The sequence below is a fragment of the Streptomyces sp. LZ34 genome (assembly GCF_053890475.1).
Genome location: NZ_CM132680.1, coordinates 8265126 through 8289703 on the forward strand (window position 1 = coordinate 8265126; position 24578 = coordinate 8289703).

Here is a 24578-nt window from a genome sequence, read left to right on the forward strand (position 1 = left end):
TCTGCGGTGTCCTCGGTGACCAGGACGGCCCGCAGTGAGCGGGTCGCGGTGACCCCCTGGAGTGAGTGCGATGAAGCAGAAGACACCAACGGCTGAGGGCGTGTGGGCGTCGGTCACGCACGCGACTCCGCTGAAGCGGGACGCGATGTACGACCACCGTGCCCAGCAGGCTGCCCTCGGCATCGAGCTGCACCACACCGACGGCCGGATCACGGAATCGGTGCTGGTCTTCACCCCCGACCAGATGGAGCTGTACGCCATCCAGTTCGCGCAGCTCATCGCCAAGCGCGAGCAGGCCCGTCAGGAGGGCAAGTGACGCCGCACACCTCACCGCGATGTGGGAATGTATTGAAGGAACTCGTCGGCCGGACGGTGCTGGTCACCGGCGGAGCCGGGCTGATCGGCAGCCGTATCACGGCCTGCCTGCGCCGGCTCGGGGCCCGACCGGTCTCGTTGTGCATGCTGGACGCCTATCCCAGGCACGTCTACCGCGACCTGTTCGGTGTCGATGCTGCCGATCCGGACATCGTCGTCGGCGACATCCAGGACTCGGGCGTGGTCAAGAAGGCGGTCGCTGAGGCGGATTACGTGATCCACGCCGCCGCCCTGGCGGATGTCGCGGCCTGCACCCGTAGGCCCATGGCCGCGATCCACACCAACATCACCGGCACTCAGGTACTTCTCGACGCCGTGGCCGCCTGCGAACGGATCCGCCGGTTCGCCCTCGTCTCCTCGGCCAGCGTCTACGGCAACGGCAACCCGGAGGACTGGGCACGACCGTGCGATGAGTACCGGTCGGTGCGGCAGCTGCTGGAAGCCGCCTACGGCCGGGTTCCGCCGCAGTTCCACGAGCACGGCCCCCTGCGGCCGATGTCCGTCTACGGCAACACCAAGGCGTGGGGCGAGACGCAGACCGCGCTGACCTTGGGCGCTGTGCACACCTCGTTCACGATCGTGCGGTATTTCTCGGTTTACGGGGAGCCGCAGGTGGTCAAAGAGAACAGCCACTCGTGGGTGGTGGCCTGGTTCGCCACCCGCGCGGCCCTCGGCCTGCCGTTGCAGCTGAACGGTGGCGGCCGTCAGGTCCGCGACCTGGTGCACGTCGAGGACGTCGCCACCGCCACGGTACGGGCGCTGGTCGCGCCGCGGGCCCATAACGAGACGATCAACGTTGGCACGGGGATTCCGACCAGCATCCGCACGGTGGCCGAGCTGGTCGCCGAGCGGTATCCGGGCACTCGGTTCGTGGAGACGCCGATGCCGCCCGGCGACCCGCTCGGCGGCTATGCGGCCACCCACCACATGGAGGCGGTGCTCGGCTGGCGGCCGACGATCACGGTCAAGGAGGGGGTGGCCCGCTACGCGGCCTGGCTGGACAAGACTCCCGAGGCGATCCCCGCGTGGCTGCGGGCGGAGAGCGAGGCCGCGACCGCCTGATCAGATGACCGGAGGTCGGCCCAGCCGGGTCATCCGCCATACGGTGGCCCACCGCATCGGTCGACGCGGTGGGCACGGGGTGCGCAGGCCCTCGACGAAGCCGCCGAACCATGCCCGCAAACCGGCCGCCGACCTGGTGCGGGCCAGGGTCAGCGTGGTCCAGATCCCCAGGTAGACGGGGACGAGGAGGGCGGGAAGGTGCCGTTTGGCCAGCCAGACCCGGTTGCGGGCGACCATGCGGTAGAAGACCGCGTGCCGGGTCGGCGATGTCCACGGATGCTGGAGCACCAAGTCCGGTTCGTAGAGCACCTTCCAACCCGCGTCCAGGGCGCGCCAGGACAGGTCGGTCTCCTCATGGGCGTAGAAGAACGGCTCGGGCCAGCCGCCGATTTCCTCCAGCATCCGCATGGACAGACCGTGGCCGCCGCCGAGGAACGTCGTCACCAACCCGCCGCGCATCGGATCCGAGGTGCGCAGGCGGGGAACATGGCGGCGCTGGGTGCGGCCCCGCTCGTCGGCGATGCGGAAGCTGACGATGCCCAACCGCGGGTCGGACTCGTACAGCTCCACCAGCTGGGTGAAGACGTCCGTGCTGATCAGCAGCCCGTCGTCGTCCAGGTCCACCACCACATCGACATCCCCGAACTCCTTCAGCCGGGCCAGGGCGGCGTTCCGGCCGCCGGAGATGCCCAGGTTATCCGGCAGTTCCACACCGGTTACCCCGTCGGGGAGGGGCGGCAGCGGCGAGCCGTTGCCGACGACCACCACTCGCGCGGCAGGCGTGTCCTGCTTGGCGACTGAAGCGAGCAGGTCGGCCAGCTCGGCGGGCCGAGTGCCCATGGTCAAGATGGCGACGCCAACGCGCGGGTGACGCACGGATGAACTCCGTTCCTCGGATACGTGTCGGTGATGCTAGCCGCCCGGGGACCGGCCACCGACCACACACCGGAAAGGCCCTTCATGCCCACCATCCGCCTCGGCGACTACCTCACCGCCCCCACCGACGGGATGCTGGATGGCACCCCCTACGAGCATTTGGAGGAGACGGATCTCGCGGACTTCCTCGCAGTCTGGGAGGACTGGCACCGCCAGGCCCTCGGCCGGCTTCCGCACCGAATCCACCCCACGGCCCGGATTCACTCGACCGCGATCATCGGCGACGACGTGATCGTCGGTCCTCACGTACGCGTGTGGGAGTTCTCCACGGTCCGATCCGGCTCCGTGCTGTGCGCCGGAGTTTCGGTCGGCTTCAACTGCGAGGTGACCAGGTCGTTCCTCAGCGAGCGGGTGATCCTCGGCCATCGTATCGGGATCAATAGCACGCTGGTTGGAGCCGACACCCACCTGTCCGCGAATCTGACGGTCGCGGCTATCAGCATGTGGAGCCCGCACATGAGCAAGCCCGACCGGGAGATCATTTTGCGCGTGCCAGACGGGCTTTACCGATGTGGGACACCTCAGTTCGGTGCCCTCATCGGCGAGCGGGTCCAGACCGGCAACAGCATCAGCCTCGGCCCCGGCCTCGCCCTCGGCCGAGACTGCCGCATCGCCAGCGGCGTCACCCTCGCCGGACGCACCATCCCGGACCACAGCGTCATCACCGCCCCGCATACCGCCACCGTCCACGTCCGCCGGCGATCCGCGCACCGCGGGAAGACACCTCCGCCCGACCAAAGTGCACGCTGAGGATGCGGCCTGACGACGCAGGACCACAACTCGGTCGGGGCCGGTGGCCGCCCTTCCAGGCCCAGACGGCCCAGCGGGTCCCGACCGGTGACCCGATGATCCAGGCCGGATATCGTGCGGAACATGGACTCCGACGAGAGCGGGATCATCGAGCCGCGGCTGCGGCTGCGCGACGTGCTGCTGCGCGGGGCGCTGTACGGGCTGGCCGCCGTCCCCGTGCTCATGGTCGCCATGTGGTTCGTCGCGGACCACCACGACCGGATGGAGTTCCTCGCGGTCGCCGGTGGCCTCAGCCTCGTCTTCGGCGGGGGCTTCCTCCTGTTCGGCTTCTTCTTCTGGTCGGTCTGCGGGGGCGACATCCGGCGGTGGCGCGACTGGCGTACGGTCACCGGGCAGACGGAGGGCGTCACGATCGTGGCGCCCGCCATGGTGCGCTGCGGCGTCGTGGGCCTCGTTCTGGCGCCCGTGGCGATCTGGCTGTACGGGGTGGTCGACGAGGCCGCGTACGACAGCTGGCTGTACGGCAGCTGAGAGCCGCTCAGCCAGCCAGGGCCGCCCGGGCCGCCGCGAGCGCCTGCTCGGCGTAGCCGCGGCCGAAGAGCACCGCGTGGACCAGCAGGGGGAAGAGCTGGTGCAGGCCGATGCGGTCCGCCCAGCCGTCGGTGAGCGGTACCGCTTCCTGGTAGCCGTCCAGTACACGGTCCAGGTGCGGGCAGCCGAACAGGTGGAGCATCGCGAGGTCGGTCTCGCGGTGGCCGCCGTGTGCGGCCGGGTCGATCAGCCAGGTCTGTCCGTCGGCGCCCCAGAGGACATTGCCGTTCCAGAGGTCGCCGTGGAGCCGGGCGGGGGGCTCGGCGGGGCCTGCCAGTTCGGGTAGCCGTTCGCAGACGCGCTCGATCGTGGCTGCTTCGGCGGAGCGCATCGTGCCGTCGTCGATTGCGCGGCGCAGATAGGGCAGTACGCGGTGTTCGGCGTACCAGAGGGGCCAGTCGGGGCCGGGGACGTTGCGCATCGGGGCGACCCCGATGTACGCCTCCTCGGGTCCGCCGGGTGGCGGGGCGCCGAACGTGGGAGCGCCGGCGGTGTGGAGGGCGGCCAGGTCGTGGCCGAATCGGGTTGCGGCGCGGGCGCTGGGTGGGCCGGTCGGGATCTGTTCGGTCACCAGCCAGTGCGGGTCGTGGCCGTGCACCACCGGGACGCGGACCGTACCGGCCTCGGCCAGCCAGCGCAGCCCCGCCGCCTCGGCTTGCGCGGCGCCGGGGTCGGAGCCGCGCTTGACCATCACCACCTGCCCGCCGTCGAGCACGACTTCGGCGAGCGTCCCCGACAGGGGGCGTAGGCCGGTCACCGGGCGGCCGGTGAGGCGGGCCGCCGCGGCGCCCGGGTCTTCGGCGGTCCCGCCTTCGGCGGCCCCGTCTTCGTACGTGGCCGACATCGTTTCGCATCCCTTCGGGCGGCGGGCGTACGGGACATGTCCGAGCCATCAGCGTACGGCGTCGAGGGTGGGGTAGTCGGTGTAGCCGGTCGGGCCGACGCCCTGGGCCTTCGCGGTCTCTGCCCGCCGGACGGCGTTCACGGGGCCAGATCCTCACGTGCCCGGGCGAGCGGGCCGGCCACTGGCTCGCCCGAAGCCGGCTCGCCCGAAGCCGCCTCGATCACCCCGTCGAGGACCTCGCGCGCGCGGGCCAGTTCCGCGATCATCCGGTTCAGCCGCTCCCGCTGCTCCCACAACTCGGAGACCAGCCGCGGGGTGGCCTCCGACGAAGGACCGCCGTCCGCGTCCCGTATGCAGGGCAGCAACGCGGCGATCTTCGAGCTGCACATCCCGGCGGCGTAGAGCTCCTGGATACGGATCACCCGGTCCACCGCGCCCTCGGCATAGGCGCGGTGGCCGCCGGGCGTGCGGTATGAGGTGAGCAGCCCCTGCTGCTCGTAGTAGCGCAGCGAACGCTCGCTGACTGCCGTACGGCGGGCCAGTTCACCGATGCGCACGCCGCCGCCTCCACTTGAATCTGACACCAATGTGAGCTTCTACCGTCTCGGCATGAGCAACGCAGACCTTCTCACCCCTCATTCCCTGGGGCCACTCCAGCTGCCCAACCGCATGGTCATGGCGCCGATGACCCGGTTCCGCGCCTACGAGGACGGCACTCCCCTCCCGCTCGTCGCCGACCACTACGCGCAGCGCGCGAGCGCCGGTCTTCTCATCACCGAGGGGATCTGGCCGAGCCGGCGCGGCCAGAGCGACTGGCGCGTCCCCGGTCTGGAGACGCAAGCGCATGTGGCCGGTTGGCGGAAGGTCACCGAAGCCGTGCACACCGCGGGCGGCAGGATCTTCGCGCAGCTGATGCACGGGGGCCGCAAGGGACATCCACTGGCCCGGATCGACGGCTCCGTCCCCGCCGGACCCTCGGCCGTTCCGGAGCCGGGGCCCGTGCACATACCGGGCGGGCGCAAGGCCGATGCGGTCGTGCCCCGCGCCATGAGCCTCGCCGACATCCGCACCGCCCTCGACGACTACGCCGAGGCCGCTCGGCACGCGATCGAGGCGGGCTTCGACGGCGTGGAGCTGCACGGAGCCAACAGCTACCTCATTCACCAGTTCCTCGCGGACAACACCAACCTGCGCCAGGATGTCTACGGAGGATCGGTGGCGGGCCGGATCAGGTTCGCCGTCGAGGCGGTCGAGGCGGTCGCCGGAGCCATCGGGGCGGAGCGGACGGCGCTGCGCATCTCGCCGGGCAATCCGCAGTTCGGGATGGCCGAGTCCGATCCCGCCCCCGTCTACCGGGCTCTGGTCGACGCGATCGACAGCGCGGGATTGGCGTACCTTCACCTCACGGACAACGCCCGCTATCCGGCGCTGGATGACCTCCGCCCTCGCTGGTCGGGCCCGCTCATCGCCAACGTCGGGGAGAACGGTGAGGCGACGACCCGGGAGGCCGGCGAGAAGGTGCTGCGGGACGGCCGCGCGGACCTCGTCTCCTACGGCCGTGCCTTCATCGCCAACCCCGATCTGCCCCTGCGGTTCGCGGCCGGAGCACCGTTGAACACCATCGACGAGCGGCACCTTTACACGCACGGCCCCGAGGGCTACACGGACTATCCGCTGATGTCCGCTGCCCGCTGACCCGTCCAGCGGCTGACCCGGCGGGCTTCACGCCCGGAGCGCCCGCCGGCACGCCAGCTGGTTCTCCGGGGCGGAGCACGGCAGATGACCGTGGTGCTCGATGAGATTCCGTCCGGTGTCGCCGGCCAGGAAGTCGAGGAACTTCGAGGTGAGGGAGTTGGCCGGCGGGGCCCCGTAGGTGTAGGCGTACTCGGGCTCCCAGAAGGGATATGCCTCGTCCCTGACGGCGCCGATGGACGGTTTCTGCCCGTCCAGATGCAGCAGGCGAATATCCTTCCGCTGGTCGGCGCGGTCCTTGGCCGCTTTCAGCTCGGTGTAGCCGATCGCGCCCGGGATCCGGGCCACGGCCTTCAACACCTCTCCTGTTTTGTCGAATTCGCAGCGGACGATGTGCGCATTGCCGAACTTCGGCGTCTTGCAGTCGTCGGACGTACGCGCGGGCTCGGCGGTGCTGCCCAGCACGCGCTTCTCGAACACGCCGCGGGTCCCCGATTTCCCGTCCCGGCTCACCAGCCTGACCGGAAGATCGGGCCCGCCGGGGAACTGCTTCCAGTTGGTGATGTCGCCGGAGTAGAGCTTCCGCAGATCCGTGATGGAGAGATTCGGCAGCCGGACCTCTTTGTTCACGACCATGGTGTAGACGGAGAGCGCGATCAGATGCTCCTTGAGCTTGGGGTCCCCACTCCCTTGCCGGCCGTCGGAGAAGGAGACGTAGGCGGGGAAGCCGTCCGTTCCCTCCCCGGCGCTTCGGAGCGCGTCGGTTCCCCGGCCGCTGCCCTGGGCGTCGACGGTGATGTGGGCGGCGCCTTGGCAGTCGTCCTCGTACGCCGTATCCAGATCGTCCATCACCGGCTCGAACGCGGTGGAGCCGACGACGGTGAGCGTCCCCTTGGCACAGCCCTGGCGCAGGGGTTCGGGCTCCAGGAGCTGGAAGCCGACGGGCTGGAGGATCATGAGGAGCACCAGGCTGCCGATGAGCCCCAGCACGCGATTGCTGGGCCGCCGGAAGTGCTCGTTGTTCCGGATCCTGCCCTCCCTGATACGACCGACGACGTGCGGCTCCTTGTCGGTCCCGCCGCCGGACAGCAACACCAGCAGTTTGAAGTGGTCGCCCTTGTTCAGGGGCACTCTCGGCAGGACGATCTCATTGCCACGGCAGATGAGCCCCGGATTCGTCTCGGTCCCGCGCTGCGGCAGATACCGCAGCAGATCCGGGTGGCTGGGCTCGGTCACGGCCACGTCCCGGACGGTACGGTCGGGGAAGACGGCGGTGAGACCGCGGTGTTCGGTCGAGGGCGCGGTGATGTAGTCGTCGACGTCGATGCTGCGAAAGCCGTCGTTCTCGATCCGCAGCAGCACCAGCGAGGCCCCGGCGAGATCTTCCAGCATGCTCAGCCGCTGATGTATGTGGCCGACGTTCGGGTCGCCGTCGATGCGCGTGTCCATCTGGACGCGGTATCCGATGCGCTTCCGGCCAGGGATCAGCCGCTCGTACGACAGTCCCCCGACCGTGACGACGACACCGAGCAGAGCCAGAAGATTCTCCGGAGCCAACAGCTCGATCAGCCATCCCATGATCTTTTCCCCCGTCAGGTCATGAGCTGAGGGGGTGAATGTATGTCTCTGGGACGGATAGGTGGCCGGTGTGGCCGAACTCTCATGAAGTGTTCGTCTCGCGTTCAACCGTCTCTAGGCGGGGTCAGTGTCGGTGCGTCCGGTGTGCAGGACCTCCCGCTCCCACTCGTGCTGCGGTTGGGTGTGCAGCCGCCAGTAGTGTTCGGCGATGACGTCCGGGTCGAAGTCCGTGCCGGGGGCGACCGGGCCGTCGACGGTCACCGTGGCCACGTGCACACCGGAGCCGCCGTACTGCTGGTCGAGCAGCGCCGCCAAAGACCGCACACCGGCCTTGCCGAGGGAGAGGCTGAGGTACTGCGGCTTCGGTTCGGGCATTCCGCCGGTGATGAGAAACGAACCGCTGCCACGCTCCGCCATCGCCGGGACGACGCGCGCGGCGGCGTTGATCGCCCCGACCACGTTGACGGCCCAGGCGTCCAGATGTGCGGATACGGACAGCTCGCCGAGCGAGTCCGACTGGATGATCGCCGCGTTGTACACCACGACATCGGGCAGGCCGAATTCCTCGATCGCGGTGTCCAGGGCGGTGCGCAGGGCGCGTTCGTCGGTGCTGTCGGCGACCAGGGGGCGTATCGGTACCCCGGTGGCGGAAAGGGCTTCCGTCGCGGCCGTCAGTGTTTTCTCGGACCGTGCCACGAGGGCGATCGGCAGACCCTCGCGCGCGAAGCGGCGGGCGACCGACTGGCCGATCCCCGGCCCCGCTCCGATGATCACTGCTCCCGGCATCATTGCTCCTTTGTCGTCGGAGATCTCGTCGTCGGAGATCTCGGCGAAGGAAGGCTAAAGTCTCACATCAGTGTCAAGGTCAACCGCTGAGCCCCACCGGTCTCGGGGTGGACCAAGGGCACAGCCAGGGTGATCCCTGATGGCGGCGCCGTAAATCGCCCGTAACTTCGAGAACATGAATCGCCATCATCTCCGACCACCTCGCACGCTCACCGGTCTTGCCGTGGCAGCCGCCGTCGCGGTGTTCCTCGCGCCGATGTCCACCGCAACCGCCCAGCAGCACCGGCCACCGCACCCCGCCGGCCCGGATCGCCCCGCCACCCAGGCCGCGCTGGAGGACCTGGTCGCAAGCGGCACCCCCGGCGCCATCGCCAGAGTCGACTTGGGTCGGCGGTCCTGGTACGGCACGGCCGGCGTCGCGGATCTGGAGCGACCCCGTCCACGGACGCCCGCGGATCACTTCCGTATCGGCAGCATCACCAAGACCTTCACGGCGGTCACGCTATTGAAGCTCGAGGCGGAGGGGAGCCTGAGTCTGGACGACAGCGTCGAGAAGTGGCTTCCCGGAGTGTTCGTCCACAGCGACTACGACGGTCGAAGCATCACCCTTCGCCAACTCCTCAACCACACCAGCGGTGTCTTCGACATACTCAAGGACCAGGACTTCGTCTCCCGCTACGTCGGCGCGGCGTTCCTGGAGCACCGCTACGACAACTGGACGCCGGACCGGCTCGTCAAGATCGCCACCTCCCACCCGCCCCTGTTCGAGCCGGGGGACGAGTGGCGCTACTCCAACACCGACTATCTCCTCGCGGGGATGGTCATCGAGGCCGCCACCGGCCAGAGCTACGCCGACGTGGTGGAGAGCCGGCTGCTCCGCCCGCTGCACCTCGACGAGACCGTCGTACCGGGGTTCTCCCCGACCCTGCCGGAGCCCCATGCGCGGGCGTACTCCCGTCTGTTCGTCGACTCGCCGGAGGCGCCGGTCTACGATGTCACCGAGTTCAACCCCTCCATGGCCGGGGCGGCCGGGGAGATCATCTCCACCACCCACGATCTGAACCGCTTCTTCGGCGCACTCTTCGGCAGGCGCATTCTCCCCCCGCATCAGCAGGACGAGTTGCTGACCGGCGTCGACACCGGGCGCGGATACGAGTACGGGCTCGGTGTGCGGACCTACCCCCTGACATGCGGCGAGACGGTGTGGGGGCACGACGGAGACATCTTCGGCTCGGTCACCTACGCCGTTTCGACGGAGGACGGCAGCCATGTGTTGTCGCTGAACACCAACGACAACTGGAACGACGACGAACCCGCCAGGAACGTGATCAAGGCTGATTTCTGCCGCTCGCCAGTGCGCCAGGGGAGGCCCTAGGGTCCTCGCTTGTGACCGACCTTTCCTCCCACCTCAGTGCGACAGCGGATGCCTACGACGCCGTGGCCGTCCTCTACACCGAATTGGTCCGCAATGAGTTCGACAACGTTCCGCTGGATCGCGCGCTGCTCGCCGCGTTCGCCGAGGTAGCGCGGGCCACCGCGGCCGCCGGGCCCGTCGCGGAGCTGGGGTGCGGCCCCGGGCGTATCACCGCGCATCTGCGGGACCTGGGGTTGGATGTCTTCGGCGTCGATCTGTCGCCCGTGATGATCGATATCGCCCGCGAGACATACCCGGACCTGCGGTTCGAGGTCGGCTCCATGGACGCCCTGGACCTGGCCGACGGCGAGCTGAACGGCGTCGTGTCCTGGTACTCGACTATTCACACCCCGCCGCAGAACCTGCCCTCGTTCTTCGCGGAGTTCCGGCGGGTGCTCGCGCCCGAGGGTCACCTCCTGCTCGCGTTCTTCGAGTCGGAGGGTGACCCGGTCACGGAGTTCGACCACAAAGTGACGACGGCCTACCGGTGGCCGATCGACGAGCTCGCGAGGCTGGCCGGCGAGGCCGGGTTCGTCGAGGTCGGCCGGATGATGCGTGAGCCACGCGAGGGGGAGCGGCCGCTCCGCCACGGGCGTCTGCTGATGCGCAAGGGCACCTGATTTTGTGGTGAGTATGGGACAGAGACACGCCATGACGACGGCGTGTCGCTGTCCCATACTCACCACAGACTCACCACAGACGGAGACGGCTCACCCCACCGGCTGGGCCGGCCGCGCGAATTCCGAGGTCATCGCGACCGGGACCCGGAAGAAGCCGTCGTCATGGCTCTGCTCCGCGGTGTGCAGCAGGGCGTCGGTGTCCCCGATACCGGCCCAGCCGAGCATGTAACCGAGCAGCGAGGTCCGGCCGGGCGACCCCGTGTAGAACCCGTTTTCGCGGGCCCTGGTCAGGACGAGTTCCTGGTATTCGCGTGCCCGGGCCAGCAGCGAGTCGTCGCCGAGCACGCGCCCCGTGGCGATCAGCGACTGGACGACGCCGCTGCTGCCGTGGCAGACCGACAGGTCCACCGGTCGACGGGCGGGCAGCCGTGTCGCCGTCTCGACCAGGGTCGTCAGCCGACGGCCGGACAGTTCGTCCGCCCGGCCGGCGGAGAACAGGATCTCGGCGGAGGCCAGCAGCAGGCCGGCGGCGCCGTTGCACCACCCCGCCAACGAACCTCCCGTACCGGACCCGGCCCGTGCGGTCAGCCAGTCCGCGGACTCCCTGGCCAGCGCCTCGTCGCCGAGGACCCTTCCGGCGCGGGCGCGGGCCCACTGGAGCCCCAGCTCGCCGTGCGCCAGGTCGAACCACGGGGCGGTGCTGGGGGCGCGGAGGTGGCTCAGGGCCAGATCACGCAGGCGGGCGAGCCGGGGTTCGCCGCACAGGGCGGCGGGGTCGTCGCCGGCCTCCAGGCGGGACAGCAGGACCATCAGCAGGCCGGCCGGGCCGTTGCTCAGGTCGGTCTCCACGTCGCCGGACGCGGACCGGGCGTCGATCTTGTCGAGCAGGGATCCGAGCCAGTCGGTCGGCGCCGACTGCGGCCGGGTGAGCAGCAGGGAGGAGGCTCCGCTGAACACCGATTCCGGCGTCTGGTTCAGCGTCTCGCCGTACTCCGCAAGCAGTTCGTCGAGTCCCTGGTCGGCGCGGTGGTGAATGGTTCGGAAGCCGTCGTCCAGGGTGGTCGCCCGGTTCAGGAAGGAGATGATGCCGCCCATGTCGTGGAACGAGACGAAGTTGCCCGGGGTGATGGTCGCCGCGAGCCGCCCGGGCCCGATGCCGCCCAGCCAGCCGGTCCGCGGACCGTCCGGCGTGTGGAGGGTCACGCCGAGATCGGCGATCCGCCGCGCGATCTCCGGCCACCAGGTGCCCGGGCGGGCGTGGCGCAGGGGCGCCGCGAACACGCTGTGCCGGGACAGCCCGGCCGGGCTGTCCTCGCCGAACACCTCGCCGAAGCACTCTTCGAGCAGGTGGTGGTGGTAGCCGTCCGGCCGGGCGGCGTTGAGGGTGACGCCACGCCGGGCGTGGTCCACCGACGAGGTCCTGAACACCTCCGGGAAGCGCGCCCGCGAAGTCGCCAGGTCGGTGGAGTCCGCCCGCGAGCTGAAATAGGGCACGTTCCCCGTGTTCATACCGGCGCGCTCCTCGGCGCCCACGCGACTGGCCAACTCGGGCGTGAACTGGGCGGAATTCCCGAGCAGCCCGAACAGCCGCTCGGCCTCCTCGGGCCGGGCGAGGTAGGAGGGATGCGTCGAGGCGTCCATGAACCGGGCGTAGACCAGAGTCGCCCGCAGCACATACCGGACGGGCATGTCCCGATGGGCGTCGAGGAGCGCCGGGATCGCACCGCCGCGCACGAACTCGAGGGCGTCGGTGTAGCCGGCCAGCACATCGGAGAAGTAGTCGGTCGCGGACAGCGGCGCGTCCCCCAGCCGTGGCAGGTTGGCGTCCTGCCGGTAGGTGATGGGGTCCCGCCCGACGGACATGCCGTCGGTGCCGATGTCGCGGATCACCGTCGTGGTCATCTTGGAGGGCTGGTCGCCGGCCACGCCCACCCCCGCCATGAGGACGTCGACGGGGGAGGCCGGGCTCATCGAGGGGACGAGCATCGTGGAGACGACCGACAGCTTCATGTGATTGATCAGCAGGTGCGGAAGCGTGTCGTTGTCCACACCAGCATCCGGCCGCAGGATGGTCTCGGTGTCGATCACACAGGGGTGTTCGCCGTGGGCCAGCAGATTTTCGTCGTGGAGATCGGACGCCCCGATGGCGGAGAGGATCGCGCACAGCGCGCCGAACCGGTAGAAGTACCGGGCGGGCTGATCGGGCGAGGTCATCGGCTCCGAGGGGATGAACTGCTGCCAGCCGTGGGATCCGGACGTCACCGACATGGGCAGGCAGTCCCGCAGCGAGAAGGTGAGGTAGGGGTCGGCGGCGGTGTACAGGTCCCGTACGAAACTGTCCGTCGCCAGGGCGCGCGGTTTGAAGATCAGCCGCGTGCCGCTGGTCAGCCGCACCCCGATCACCTGGCGGTTGTCGTTGTGCGGGTCGGACCCGGTGAGGAAGATGTCCTCGATCAGCTCCCCGGCCGCCGCGGTACGGGGCGTCAGGCAGTCGGCCCGCAGCGCCTCCTGGTCCGCCGTGTACGCGGCGAACATATCGGTGTACGCGTCGAGCGAGTTGTCCACCAGAGCCGTCAGCCGCTGCCGCAGCACCGGGTAGGCGTCGGCGATGCGCCGGCAGGTGCCGGGCGCGCCGAGATGCCTCCGGAACCGCTGTAGTGCCTCGTCACCGTCGCTCGTCATGGGCAGCCCGAGGCCTTCGCGGAAGGTGTGGAACTCGCCGATCAGCGTCCGGAAGGAGTGGCCCTCGACGGCGCTCAGCAGTTCGGCCCAGATCGCGTCCATCACCGCCTCGCGGCTTTCGGGGTGAGTGGCCGGGGCCATCACCTCGTGCAGTGCCGAGGCTATGGAGCTCCTGGGCACGAGGTGCTGATAGAACGGGAGGAAGGCGGGGATGGAAACGTCCGGGTCGGGGATCGGGCCCTCCGGGCCGGTTGTGCTTTCCCGCCCCGATACCAGCACATCGCGGTCACTGTCCGCGTAGAGATTCATGTAGACCGATCCTCCGTTCAGCAATTCCTCGTGTGTGCCCTGTTCGATGACGCGTCCGCCGTCGAGCACGTAAATGCGGTCGGCCGCTTTGATGGTCGCCAGTCGGTGGGCGATGATGATCTGGGTCGCCCCTATGTCCTGGATGATGTCCGTGACGCGTCGCTCGTTGATGGTGTCCAGCGAGGCCGTCGCCTCGTCGAGCACGAGGATCGCGGGCCGCTGGAGCAGGGTCCGTACGATGGCGAGCCGCTGCCGCTGACCGCCGGAGAAGTTCGCGCCCATTTCCGAGATCAGCGTGTTGAGCCCCATGGGAAGGTCCTGGAGAAAGCCGAGGATTCCAACGCTCTCGCAGAATTCGCGCACTTGTTCCTCGGGGATGTCCTGCCCCATCGTCAGGTTCTCCAGGATGGTGCGATTGTGCAGGTGCACTTCCTGGGGGATGTATCCGATGGAGCGGCGCAGCGAATCCTTGTCGTATTCGCTCATGTCCCGCCCGCCGAACTCGATGGTGCCGCACGTCGGTTCGTACAGCCCGCAGATGATCCGCCCCAGGGTGCTCTTGCCGGATCCCGAGGGGCCGACGAGGGCGACCTTGGCCCCGGCCGGAATGTCGATCGAGACATCGCTCACGACCGGATCGCTGTGGCGCGTGTACTGGAAGCCGATGTCGGTCAGGCGGATGGAGGTCGAGGGCAGCCGCTTGAGGTCGCCGCCGCGGTCCTCCGAGGGCGTCTCGGCGATGTCGTTGAGCCGCGCCATGTAGCGGGACGCCTCGGCGAACTCGGTGCAGGTCTGAAACACCGAGGTCGACAGCGCGAAGTAGGTGCCGGACACCGTCTGCACCGCCATGGCCTGCCCCAGGGAGATCTGCCCGTGGCCGACGAGGTACAGACTCGACAGCAGCAGGATCAGCGGGCCGAACATCTGGGTGGTGGACGTCAGGCCCGAGATCCGGCCCTGTTGCAGGCGCATGCGGTCCTTCATCGCCTGGAGGGACGAGGAATAGACCTTGCTCCAGCCGGCCAGGAACTCGGCGGCATAGCCGCCCATTTTGATGGTGGGCACCGAGACGATCGCGTCCAGCTGGGCCGACTGGCTCTTGCTCAGCTGGGTCATTTCCGCATCCACGGACTCCAGCACCCGGACCCGGGTCTTCATCAGATACAGGGCATTGGCCAGGGACAGTCCCGCCGTTATCAGGCCGAGCCGCCATTCGGCGATCAGCAGATAGCCGCTGACGCACGCCAGCGTCCCGACGTCCAGCACGCCCTGCGCCACGCGCGAGGAGAGCAGATCCCTGATCACATTCACGCTGTTGAGCCGGAACAGAAGCTCGCCGGGTTGTCGCGTCGTGAAGAACTTGTACGGAAGGGAGAGCAGCTTGGAGAACGTCTGGATCATCAGATGCTCGCCCATCATCGCCACCACGGACGAGAGAACGGCGACTCTGAGCAGATACAGCGCGAAATACCCGGCGGCTACGGCGACGATGACCGAAAGGACCGTGGCCAGGTCGTCCAGACCTCCCCAGCGGACGTACCGGTCGACCGCCCATTCCGTCAGCATCGGTATGCCGAGGGTGCCCGCGTATCCACCGAGCGACAGCAGCCCCACCAGCGCGATGCGCCTGCGCGAACCCTTCGCGAAGAGCCCGACGCCGCGCCACTCCGCCATGAACTTCCGCGGCGTCGGTTCGAAGTCGGGGCCGGGCTCGGCGGCCACCGCGATACCGCTGAAGGAGGCCTCCAGTTCCTTCCTGCTGAGGCGCCGCCGCCCGAGTGCCGGGTCCATGATGACCGCTCCGCGGCCGTCGAACCGCTCGAGGACGACGAAGTGGTAGTCCTCCCAGTAGAGGATCACCGGCGAGGTGAACTTCGCGAGGGCCGACACGTCCTTGACGCGGAAGAGCTTCGCGTCCATGCCGCGCTCCCGGAGGAAGCGGGCCAGCTGGGTGGCGCTGAGGCCGTCCCGGCCGGCGTCCATGACCTGCCGCGCGCTGGATATCTCCTCCGCGCGCCCGTGGTAGCGCAGCACCGCGACGCAGCAGCACAGGCCGCATTCGGTCTGGGCCATCTGCGTGATCGTCGGTACCCGCCGGGGCGGGCCGGACCGGCGGACGATTGTGTTCCACGTCATGTCATCGGCCCTCCGCGCTCAGATCGACGGGGGACAGGCGCACGGACGGATCGAGCCGGTTGACGAGATGGATCACCATCCCGGAGGTCCCGACGAGGAGGCTGTTGGTGTGCGCGTACCGGCTCCGGGTGTCACCGGCCTTGCGGGTGAACACCTCGGGGCGCAGCCATGTCCGCTCGATGTCCGCGACCGCGGCGCGCAGCGAGGGGTCGTCGGTCCTCGCCATGGCGGACAGGATGTCGTGGTTGCCGAGATCGCCGTGGCACCAGGTCAGGTTCCGCCCGAAGCCACGGCGGACCATGTTTCCCGCGGCCACCTTCCGCAGGCGCTCCACCGACGCGTCGCCGGTCATCGCGCCGTACGCCGTGAGGGCGAGCGCGATCCCGGCCGAGCCGTGGCACCAGCCGGTCGGGAAGGACCAGGGGGTGGCCACGTTGGAGTACCAGTCGCCCTCGGCGGGGTCGTAGAAGTTCCGCAGCCGGTCGATCAGTCGGGACAGCGTGGCTGTGACGGTTTCTCGCTGCTGCTCGGGCAGGCGCGGGTAGGCCCGGCTCAGCGCGTGGACGACACCGCTGACCCCGTGTCCGAAGCCGGACTGGTCGAGTACGGGGTGGTGTGCGTCCGGCCGCAGGGCGTCCGTGAGCATGGCTGTCAGCGCGGCGGCCGACTCGTCGGCGTGCGGTCCGCCGATCGCGGTCACGCAGGACAGGACGCCCGCCAGCCCGCTGATCATGTCCAGGGGCAGGTCGGCCGTCGGCCCGGCGGTCACGAGGTCGAGCACATCGGGCACCGCCCGCTGCGCGGCGCGGACCCAGCCGGGCTGTCCGAGCAGCCCGCCCGCCGCCGCCAGCGCGAACAGCATGCCGGCCGATCCGGTGTAGGCCGAGAAGGGCGCGGTCTGCCGGGTGTCCGATGTCTCGGGCAGGGGACCGGACAGGCCCTCCGCGGTGGCCGAGAAGATCTGCACGGCCAGGTCGCGGTAGGCGGGGTTGTCCAGGACGCGGCCGGCCGCCGCCAGGGCCAGCGCGGGGCCGACCCTCCCCGTGTACAGGTCGTATCCGAGCACCGCGGGCGGCCACGGCCGGTTGGCCTGCGCTGAGGCGAGTGGACCGATCCAGGTACAGGGAAGATCGGCGAACCGGTCGGGCAGGGCCGAGGCGACCATGGTGTCGCACAGCCGGGTCACGACCCCGGCGAGCGTGTCGCCCGGGTCCCCCGTCGGCCTCCCGCCCGCTGTGGCGCCGGGCAGCGGGGCGTCGAAGTCGTCGGCCGAGGTCAGATGGTTGTCGGGGAAGCGGCAGGAGAAGGCGGAGTGAATGAGCCTCAGCTGCTCGCTCACTTCGAACTCGGTCAGGGCGGCGACCTTGGCCGCGGCCAGATCGAGTGGCGATGTGGTCAGCGCCGCCCCGACCTCGGTCCCCTCGCCGTCCGTGAGGGCCACGCCCGTCGCGGCGACGGTGAAGTAGGGGATGTCGCGCCCCGCGAGCTGCCGCAGCTCGGAACGGACGATCGCGCGCGCGGAGGAGTGGCTGACGATGGCCACCCGTTTCAGCGCCGCCAGACAGGACGCGGGGTCACTCATGGCCCGGGCGCTCGACGCCGTGCGCAGTGTCTGCGCGTACACCATCGTCGGATTGTGGAGATAGCGCACGCGCACGCCGGCGGCGGCCTTGCGCACCAGCGCCGTCCAGCGCCCCTTGTCCGACGTCACCGCGCGGCACACCCGGACGAATCCGGCCGCCATCCGCTCGCCCAGTGCGTGGACCTCGTCCTGGCTCAGCGTCCCCACGACCGTCTGCCGTTCTTCCGCTGCCTGCCTGCGCAGCGTCAGTCGCATCTGGTCGGTGAACGGGGCGTCGAACTGGAGGGACTTGAACGGTGACTCGCCGCCTCCCTGTTCGCCGAGAAAGCCGAGGTCGACATAGCCGGAGTCCTCGTCCCGGCCGGCCATGAGCAGGGGCAGGATCCCGATGCCGTAGACCGACTGCGCGATCCTGTGATGGGCGTTGTCCGGTGTCTCCTCGGGCGTACCGAGGTGGAGCCGGACGGGCTGGAGGATCGTCTCCAGGTCGATCGGCACCGGGCCGCGGCGGGTGGCGACGATATTCTCGAGATGCATGTCCTGCGCGTTGAGCAGATACATCACCGCGGCGAGCTCGCCGCTGGCCTCCATGAACGGTGCGGAGATGTCGGCGACGTCCTCCGCCGCCACGTACTCCACATATCCGTAGCCGGCCCGCTCCAGGACCTTGGCGGCGACCAGGGAAGTGCCCAGCCAGTCGTTGGCCTCGCGGGCGATGACGGCGTACGCGGCCTCGCAGGACACGTCGCGCGGCTTGTAGGCAAGCTTCCTGCCGGAACGGAACTCCAGGACGGACACACTGCGGCCGTGGTGGTGGGCGTCGCCGTCGGCGAACCCGCGGGAGACGACCTGGTCCTCCGCGTCGATGCCGAAAGTGGCGGCGATGGCGTCCCGGTCTGCTGCGACCCGCAGGCACAGCTCCCGGAAGTTGTGCGCCTCGTAGGCCAGTACGACGCGCATGACATCCCGCAGCACGGGAAACGACAGGCCGCTCACTTCCTCGAAGGAACCGCGGACCGACTGGTCGACAAAATACTGGTACCGCAGGGCCGGGTCCGCGCCCACCAGCCGACCCTGCCGGCGTGCGTGGTTGATGGCGGCGACCAACGGCCTGGTGTACACCTCGCGCAGCCGGGCCTCGGCACGCTCAAGCAACTGCCGCAGTACGTCCGGGGGATCGGCGAACAGCGGCGCGAACGGGGCGACCGGATCGGGGTCCGCGAGCGAGGCGGCGGCGTTCCTGATGATTTTCTGGAACGGGTAACGCTCGGGGGCCGCGCACCACTGTGCCACAGCGTCGCGCGTGGCGGCACTCGAAGATACGGCGGCCCGGGGGCTTTCGATTCCTCGGAATACTTCGAGGGTCTGTGCGTCGAATTGCGCCAGCGGCGCAATGGCATCCGAGATCTGAGCTTCGCTCAGTTCCGGATAGTACGGGGCTGTGGTTTTCACGACTCGTAATGCTCCATATCCATGTGGGCGCGCCGGATTCGGCGGACGGTGCGGAACCGGGGGCCCGTACGCGGGCCCCCGTTCCACCGTGATGCGCTACGCACTCACCGAACCGGACGCCCGGCGCTCAGCACCTGCTGGTGCACTTGGTGGTGGGGCAGAACGCGGCGGAGACCCCGACGGCGACCCCGGCCTGGATGGCGGCGATGCCGACGGAGATGCCGATGATGGCGAGGGCAGCATCGGAGCCCCCGTGGGTGTCTGCCTCGCTCAGTTCGACGAGCTCGGCCTCGTCCCATGCGCCGAGGATGTCTGTGTCCTTCTGCATGGCAATTCCCTTCTCTGTTTGTTCTTCAGTTGCAGTTGGGTTGGCATTCCTTGGACAGGGTGCAGAACAATCCGAACCCGCCGTTCCCCCCGAGATGTGAACTGACGCGGTAGATGATTTTGACCGTGTCGAGCGGGCCGATCGTGCCGCCGTTCTGTGTGGCGTTGTGCAAGTCCTGTTCCGCGAGCTCTTCCACGAGGGAAAGGTCTCCCTCGAATTCCTGATGCATTTTCTGTCTCCTTCGTCGGACTGAATACGGGCGCCGAGCGCCCCGCTCTTCCGGCGTCCCGTGAATTCATTCTGCGAGGCCGTTGTTGATTGGTCGCATCGCGAAGAGCGGGGTTCGCGCACAGGCCGTGCATACGGCCCGCACAGGCGTCAGGCGGCCGGTGCCAGAGCCGCCACGAGGCGCTGGGCTTCCGCGCGGTCCCAGTTCAGCGCGGCGGTCCGCATCGCCGCGACGTTCGGCGGCAGGTCGAGCCCGAGGTCGTCGGCGAACAGGCGTTGGCAGCGCCCGATGACGTCCAGGGCGCCGACGGCGTCGCCGTTGATGCAGTGCACGGCGGACAGCAGCTCCCAGAAGCGCTGCCGATAGGGCGCCTCGGCGATGGCGCTCTCGATCCGGTAGGTGAGCGTCTCGGTGCGGTCGGCCAGGACCGCGGCGGTGAACAGGTCCTGGTACGCGTCGAAGCGCGCGCTGTTGAGCCCGGCGGCATGCGCGCCGAACCAGCGGGTCGGCGGCAGGCTCGGGCCGAACGGGCCGCGCCACAGCGCCACGGTCTTCTCCAGCGCGGCCACCGCCCGGTCCGCGTCGCCGCGCAGCAGCAGGTTCCGGCCGTGCCGGGCGGACACCATGAACATCGGCACGTCGAACTCCTCGGGGGCGGCGTCCAGGGCGTAGCCGCTGCGGCTGCCGCGGCAGGTCCGCACCCGACGGCTCAGGCCCGGTTCGATGTCGTCGAGGTCGCGGCGCAGAGCCGTGAGGTGACTGCGGATGTTCGCCGCGGCGGAGGCGGGCGGTTCGTCCCACAGCAATTCGGTGAACTCGGCGACCATGATGGCCTGCCCGGCGCGGAGCAGAAGGGCGGTGAGAATGGCTCGCCTGAGTGGTGAGGACGGTTCGTCTCCGCCGAGGACTTTCATGGGGCCGAGAACTCTGAAGAGCATGAGCGATTCCGCTGCCCGCGGGTCTCGGTCGACGGTTGAGAAGGATGCCGATCCCCACTCGCCTTTGGCTGTTTTTGTGGCTGTCAATTCTCTTCTCCCCGTTCTCCAGCTCGTCGAGATCGAGCAGACCGTGATGTCGCTTGAACGCCGACAACCACATGCCTACCAAGGCGGGCCGGGCGGAACAACGGATGGACGGCGTCCCGGACAGTCCGCTGTCGTCCAGGGCCTGGCCGGTGTCGTCCGGCCTGGTCAGAGAGGTGTGCGGCGGCCGTCCGGGGATGTCCCGGACGGATCCGCCAACCTGGCGGTGCTGGAGGCGGCCGGTCTGGTCACGGCCGTCCGGCGGGGGCGGGAGAAGCTGCACTATCTGAATCCGGTGCCCATCCAGGAGATATTGGATCGGTGGATCGGCAAATACGAGTGCGGGCGGCTGAGCGCCCTCGGCCATCTCAAGCGGACCCTGGAAGGAACGACCGTGAGCAAGCCCGAATTCGTCTACGTGATGTACATCCAGACCACGCCGGAGCGGCTGTACGAGGCGCTGACCGACGCCGAGTTCGCCCAGCGGTACTTCGGCGGCTGGGGGCCCAGGTCCGACTGGCGGGTGGGGCCGCCGGTGCTGTGGAAGATGGGCCCGGAGGGGATTATGAGGACCTGGGCCAGCAGGTGCTGGAGGCGGAGCCGGGCAAGCGGCTCGCGTACAGCTGGCACCGGATCTTCCCGATGCACCGGGAGATGTTCGGCTCGGACGAGGAATACGAGGAGGCCCGCAAGGAGAAGTCGAGGGTCGCCTTCGATATCGAGCCGGCGGAGGAGCCGGGGCTGACCATCACGCGCGACGGGTTTCGACAGCCCGGACAGCAAGATGCTGGAGGGCGTGAGCGGTGGCTGGGCGGTGATCCTCTCGTCCGTCAACTACCCTTCGGTAAGCGAGGGGCTTGCACAGCGGGCGCCACTGGCTGTGGTGCTGCGCTTGCGTCCAGTCCCGCTCCCGGTTTTCGGGCGTGGGGCAGGGGTGATTGACTGCACCCCGCGTCGCCACAACTCTTCCGCGCGGGCGCGGATGTTGCGGGAGCCGTTCCGGTCCGCGTGATCAACGAATCCGCAGTTCCGGCACGCGAACCAGGCCTGGGAGACTCGGTTCGCCTTGTCGATGTGGCCGCATTCGGCGCAGGTGCGCGAGGTGTACGCCGGATCGACGCTCACCACTGGGACTCCGGCCTTCCTGGCCTTGTACGCCACGAATTGCCCGAGCTGGTGAAAGGCCCAGGAATGCAGGGTGGCCCGTTGGGGCTTGGCCAGCCGGACCCGTTCGCGGATACCGCCCAGGTCTTCCAGGGCGATGCCGCGACCGGTGCGTTCTGCCTCGGCCACCACATGCTTGGCGATCTTGTGGTTGATGTCCTTGGCCCGCCGCGACTCCTTGCGCCGCCGCTTCTTCAGCCGGCGCCTGGCGGACGGGGTGTTCTTCTTCTGCAGCTTGGCGCGCAGCGCGCGCTCCCGCGTACGGGTGCGGTTGAGGGCGCGCCCGGCCATGATCTCGCCGTCACTGGTGGTGGCGATGTTGACGATGCCCAGGTCGATACCGAGGAAGCCCCGCGGATCAGTGTTCGGCTCCGCCTCGGGGACCTCGCAGGTGGCCTGCAGGAACCACATGCCGTCGCGCATGATCAGGTCGGATTCGCCCCGGCGGTACAGGGCGAGCGTGGCGAGCTGCTCGGCCGACGCGGTGAACGCCACGTTCTTCAGCCGGCCCTTGACGGTCCAGATCGACACGGTCCGCTGGGTGATCTGCCAGGACAGCATCCGGTCGTCGTAGGGCTGGGCGCCGTCGGGGCGGAAGGCGATCGGTTTCCCGGTCGCCTTGCGGTACCGCTTCGAACCGGGCTTGCCGAGGTTGCCCGCCTTCAGGCTGGCACTCAGGGTCTCGTACGCATCGCAGGTCTTCTTGATGACGTGCTGGGCGGCTTGCGCGCCCAGACGCCACCGGTCCTTGACCGGGCGGTAGGTGAGCTTGCGCAAGGCAAAGTTCTTCGTCACGTCCCGCTCATAGGCGATCTCGCTGACCCAGCAAGCGGCCTCGTTACAGGCGCACAGAGTTGCCTCAAGCGCCCGCGCCTGTACGGGCGTTGGCAGCAGCTTGATCTGTACCACCAGTTTCATGATCCCGACGTTAGCCAGGAAGCCGCACACGCGAACGACTGTCACACAAACATGCGCCGATCCAGTGACCGCTCGGTCGCACGTTCGCTTTCTCTGGCTCTGCCGGACAGCATTGACCGCGCTCAGCGCCCAAGCGGTGGGTTGCCGCTGCACTCCGCACCGCAATCACGTGACGCGATTCCTCCCGGGCGTAAACGCCCGGGGCTTCTCACGACAATCCTGCTGAAGACGTTCCTCGAGGGGCAAGCCGGTGGCGGAGCAGTAGGTCACGTGGATCCGGCCCGTCCGGGCCACGCTGCAGGACGGACGCTGGACCGCGTGGTGGCCCGCCGCCAACTCCGACGGCAGGGTGACGGGCACCGTCACCATCACGCCCTCCGACGGCACCACCCGTACGGTCGGCGGCGACTCCCTGAGGAAGTGACGCGCCGCGTGCCGGATCGGCGTCGGGCGGTCTACCAGTTGCCCGTCGCCAGCTCGGCCACGACCGCCGCGTGGTCGGAGGGCCAGACGCCGACCCCGTCGACGGGGCCGTCGCCCGCGCGGCGTACGGAGCGGACGTGGCCGAGGCCGTCCGGTCCCGGCGGGCCGACGTGGATGTAGTCGATGCGCGCGCTCGGCTCGAAGGTCCGGGCGACATACGGATTCGCGGCGTCCCAGGTGGCCGACGGCGCCGCCGGGTCGGCGTACTCCCAGACGTCCAGGAGGACCTGCCCGGGGACGGCCGGGGCCGTGCGGTATCCGCCCAGCAGCCGCATCTCGTCGGAGTCCGGCCAGGCGTTGTAGTCCCCGGTGACCACCGGCGGGAAGGGGCCGGCGCCACGGCGCTCGGCGATGAAACGGGCCAGCGCGGTCACCTGGGCGCAGCGCACCGCGGACTCGTGCGGGTCGGCGTTGAGGTGTGTGGTGAAGAACGGCACCGGCCGGCCGGGCGCGTCCACCAGGGCGTACAGCGCCAGCCGCCCGTCGTCCGCGCCGCCCGCGGCCGGCAGCCGCGCCACGTCCCGCTCGGCGATGGGCCAGCGGCTGAGCACCGCGTTGCCGAAGTCGATGGTCGGGTCCCCGATGCGGCGCTGCCACTTCTGAGGGGAGTCGGAGGCGGCCCAGGTCCAGTGCATGCCGAGCTCCTGCGCGAGCCGGCCCGCCAGGTTCTCGTCGCCGTCCGCCCACACCTCCTGTAGCCCGACCACGTCGGGCCGCACCGAGCGCAGGACGGCGAGGATGGCCTCGCGGCGCCGCTCCCAGGGGCCGAACCGCCACCAGACATTCCATGTCATCACCCGCATTCGCCGCTCCCGCCTCCCGAGTGTGATCACCACCTCGACCATATGCGGCGCGGCGCGTCGAGCAAGCGGCTGAGCGCCACGACCGGCAGTGGCGGCTGGGCGGCCCGGTCGGGGGTGAGGGTGAGCGCGTAGTAGATCTGCTCCAGGGAGGGCGGGCCGACGGCCAGGTTGCGGCGGGCGGCCGCGGGGCCGGTCTCCTCGCCCGTACGGACCAGATACGCGGCGGCCATCGTGCCCGTGCGGCCCACGCCCGCGCCGCAGTGGACGAACACCGGGCCGGGCGCGTGGCGGACGACGTCCAGGAAACGGTCGACCTTGCCGGGCTCGGGCGTCTGGCCGTCCCGGATGGGGAGCCGGACCACGCGCAGCCCGGCCCGCTTCGGCAGCGCCAGCTGCCGGTCGGTCAGATCCTCGGCCCGCAGGTCGACGACGGTGGTGAAACGCAGCCGTGCCAGCCGGCGGTAGCCCTCGGGGGAGGGGGCCGAGCCGCGCCATAATCGCCCGGCCCGGTCCACCGGCTGGAAGTGGTGGATGTCACGGACGGCGACGGTGACGGCGTTCGGGGGGCCTGGGGTGCGGTCGCGTACGAGGTGGGACAGGAGCAGGATGCCGAGGGCGCCGGTGGCCCACAGCAGCAGATAGCCGGTGGCGCAGCCCGCCAGGACGCGCACGGCGGTGCGGCGCGGGCGACGGCGGGGGGTGGTCTTGGCGGACGGGGGCGTGACCTGGGGGAGGGTCGGCGCTGCCATGGGCGGGCCCGGGGGAGGTCGGGGACGGGGGATAGGCGGCGGAGGCCGGTGGCGCCGGACCGGAACCGCAACC

General features: G+C 69.4%; 21 protein-coding genes. 7 read left to right on the plus strand and 14 right to left on the minus strand.

What is annotated here, in order from left to right; translation table 11 throughout:
* Positions 1-70 precede the first annotated feature (70 nt).
* Complete coding sequence (locus ACWY4P_RS34850; protein ID WP_456204526.1) at positions 71-316, plus strand: hypothetical protein; 246 nt, start codon at positions 71-73, stop codon at positions 314-316.
* Between the two features lie 32 nt (positions 317-348).
* Positions 349-1437, plus strand: a complete 1089-nt coding sequence (locus ACWY4P_RS34855) for an NAD-dependent epimerase/dehydratase family protein (RefSeq protein ID WP_456204527.1) — start codon at positions 349-351, stop codon at positions 1435-1437.
* On the opposite strand, the gene ACWY4P_RS34860 is transcribed toward ACWY4P_RS34855, so the two are convergent.
* Positions 1438-2313 (minus strand): glycosyltransferase family 2 protein, encoded by an 876-nt coding sequence (locus ACWY4P_RS34860; protein ID WP_456204528.1) that lies wholly within the window; start codon positions 2311-2313, stop codon positions 1438-1440. It abuts the gene before it with no gap.
* 84 nt (positions 2314-2397) lie between these two features.
* Here ACWY4P_RS34860 and ACWY4P_RS34865 point away from each other — a divergent pair, with 84 nt between their 5' ends.
* Together ACWY4P_RS34865 and ACWY4P_RS34870 are read left to right on the plus strand one after the other, a co-directional pair.
* On the plus strand, positions 2398-3123 hold the full coding sequence (locus ACWY4P_RS34865; protein ID WP_456204529.1) for a transferase: 726 nt from the start codon (positions 2398-2400) through the stop codon (positions 3121-3123).
* Between the two features lie 123 nt (positions 3124-3246).
* Positions 3247-3654, plus strand: a complete 408-nt coding sequence (locus ACWY4P_RS34870; protein WP_456204530.1) for a DUF6336 family protein — start codon at positions 3247-3249, stop codon at positions 3652-3654.
* Between the two features lie 7 nt (positions 3655-3661).
* Here ACWY4P_RS34870 and ACWY4P_RS34875 read toward each other — a convergent pair whose 3' ends face one another.
* Both ACWY4P_RS34875 and ACWY4P_RS34880 read right to left on the minus strand, forming a co-directional pair.
* Positions 3662-4558 carry a fructosamine kinase family protein gene (locus ACWY4P_RS34875; protein WP_456204531.1) on the minus strand — a complete coding sequence of 299 codons (897 nt, stop codon included), beginning with the start codon at positions 4556-4558 and terminating at the stop codon, positions 3662-3664.
* 137 nt (positions 4559-4695) lie between these two features.
* A complete protein-coding gene (locus ACWY4P_RS34880) occupies positions 4696-5115 on the minus strand; it encodes a MerR family transcriptional regulator (protein WP_456204532.1) in 420 nt (139 codons plus the stop codon).
* A 52-nt stretch (positions 5116-5167) separates the two neighbouring features.
* Between ACWY4P_RS34880 and ACWY4P_RS34885 the strand changes: the two genes are divergently transcribed.
* Positions 5168-6253 (plus strand): alkene reductase, encoded by a 1086-nt coding sequence (locus tag ACWY4P_RS34885; RefSeq protein ID WP_456204533.1) that lies wholly within the window; start codon positions 5168-5170, stop codon positions 6251-6253.
* Positions 6254-6280: 27 nt separating this feature from the next.
* Here the strand turns inward: ACWY4P_RS34885 and ACWY4P_RS34890 are convergent, their stop codons facing one another.
* Positions 6281-7828, minus strand: coding sequence for a substrate-binding domain-containing protein (locus ACWY4P_RS34890; RefSeq protein WP_456204534.1), 1548 nt, complete (start codon positions 7826-7828; stop codon positions 6281-6283).
* A gap of 114 nt (positions 7829-7942) precedes the next feature.
* Positions 7943-8614 (minus strand): SDR family NAD(P)-dependent oxidoreductase, encoded by a 672-nt coding sequence (locus ACWY4P_RS34895; protein ID WP_456213160.1) that lies wholly within the window; start codon positions 8612-8614, stop codon positions 7943-7945.
* A 175-nt stretch (positions 8615-8789) separates the two neighbouring features.
* On the opposite strand from ACWY4P_RS34895, the gene ACWY4P_RS34900 reads away from it, so the two are divergent.
* On the plus strand, positions 8790-9989 hold the full coding sequence (locus ACWY4P_RS34900) for a serine hydrolase domain-containing protein (protein ID WP_456204535.1): 1200 nt from the start codon (positions 8790-8792) through the stop codon (positions 9987-9989).
* Positions 9990-10000: 11 nt separating this feature from the next.
* Positions 10001-10648 carry a class I SAM-dependent DNA methyltransferase gene (locus tag ACWY4P_RS34905; RefSeq protein ID WP_456204536.1) on the plus strand — a complete coding sequence of 216 codons (648 nt, stop codon included), beginning with the start codon at positions 10001-10003 and terminating at the stop codon, positions 10646-10648.
* Positions 10649-10738: 90 nt separating this feature from the next.
* On the opposite strand, the gene lanM is transcribed toward ACWY4P_RS34905, so the two are convergent.
* The 9 genes from lanM to ACWY4P_RS34950 form a co-directional block, all read right to left on the minus strand.
* Positions 10739-15775 (minus strand): type 2 lanthipeptide synthetase LanM, encoded by a 5037-nt coding sequence (gene lanM / locus ACWY4P_RS34910; RefSeq protein ID WP_456204537.1) that lies wholly within the window; start codon positions 15773-15775, stop codon positions 10739-10741.
* Between the two features lies 1 nt (position 15776).
* Positions 15777-18650, minus strand: a complete 2874-nt coding sequence (locus tag ACWY4P_RS34915) for a type 2 lanthipeptide synthetase LanM family protein (protein WP_456204538.1) — start codon at positions 18648-18650, stop codon at positions 15777-15779.
* Between the two features lie 286 nt (positions 18651-18936).
* Entirely contained in the window at positions 18937-19137 is a 201-nt protein-coding gene (locus tag ACWY4P_RS34920) for a class II lanthipeptide, LchA2/BrtA2 family (RefSeq protein WP_456204539.1), read from the minus strand.
* A gap of 25 nt (positions 19138-19162) precedes the next feature.
* Positions 19163-19366 (minus strand): plantaricin C family lantibiotic, encoded by a 204-nt coding sequence (locus tag ACWY4P_RS34925; RefSeq protein ID WP_456204540.1) that lies wholly within the window; start codon positions 19364-19366, stop codon positions 19163-19165.
* Positions 19367-19515: 149 nt separating this feature from the next.
* On the minus strand, positions 19516-20304 hold the full coding sequence (locus tag ACWY4P_RS34930; RefSeq protein WP_456204541.1) for an AfsR/SARP family transcriptional regulator: 789 nt from the start codon (positions 20302-20304) through the stop codon (positions 19516-19518).
* Between the two features lie 498 nt (positions 20305-20802).
* Positions 20803-21018 (minus strand): hypothetical protein, encoded by a 216-nt coding sequence (locus ACWY4P_RS34935; RefSeq protein WP_456204542.1) that lies wholly within the window; start codon positions 21016-21018, stop codon positions 20803-20805.
* A 204-nt stretch (positions 21019-21222) separates the two neighbouring features.
* Positions 21223-22470 carry an RNA-guided endonuclease InsQ/TnpB family protein gene (locus tag ACWY4P_RS34940; RefSeq protein ID WP_456213161.1) on the minus strand — a complete coding sequence of 416 codons (1248 nt, stop codon included), beginning with the start codon at positions 22468-22470 and terminating at the stop codon, positions 21223-21225.
* 455 nt (positions 22471-22925) lie between these two features.
* Complete coding sequence (locus ACWY4P_RS34945) at positions 22926-23756, minus strand: endonuclease/exonuclease/phosphatase family protein (RefSeq protein WP_456204543.1); 831 nt, start codon at positions 23754-23756, stop codon at positions 22926-22928.
* 26 nt (positions 23757-23782) lie between these two features.
* Entirely contained in the window at positions 23783-24505 is a 723-nt protein-coding gene (locus tag ACWY4P_RS34950; RefSeq protein WP_456204544.1) for a phosphatase domain-containing putative toxin, read from the minus strand.
* Between the last annotated feature and the right edge of the window lie 73 nt (positions 24506-24578).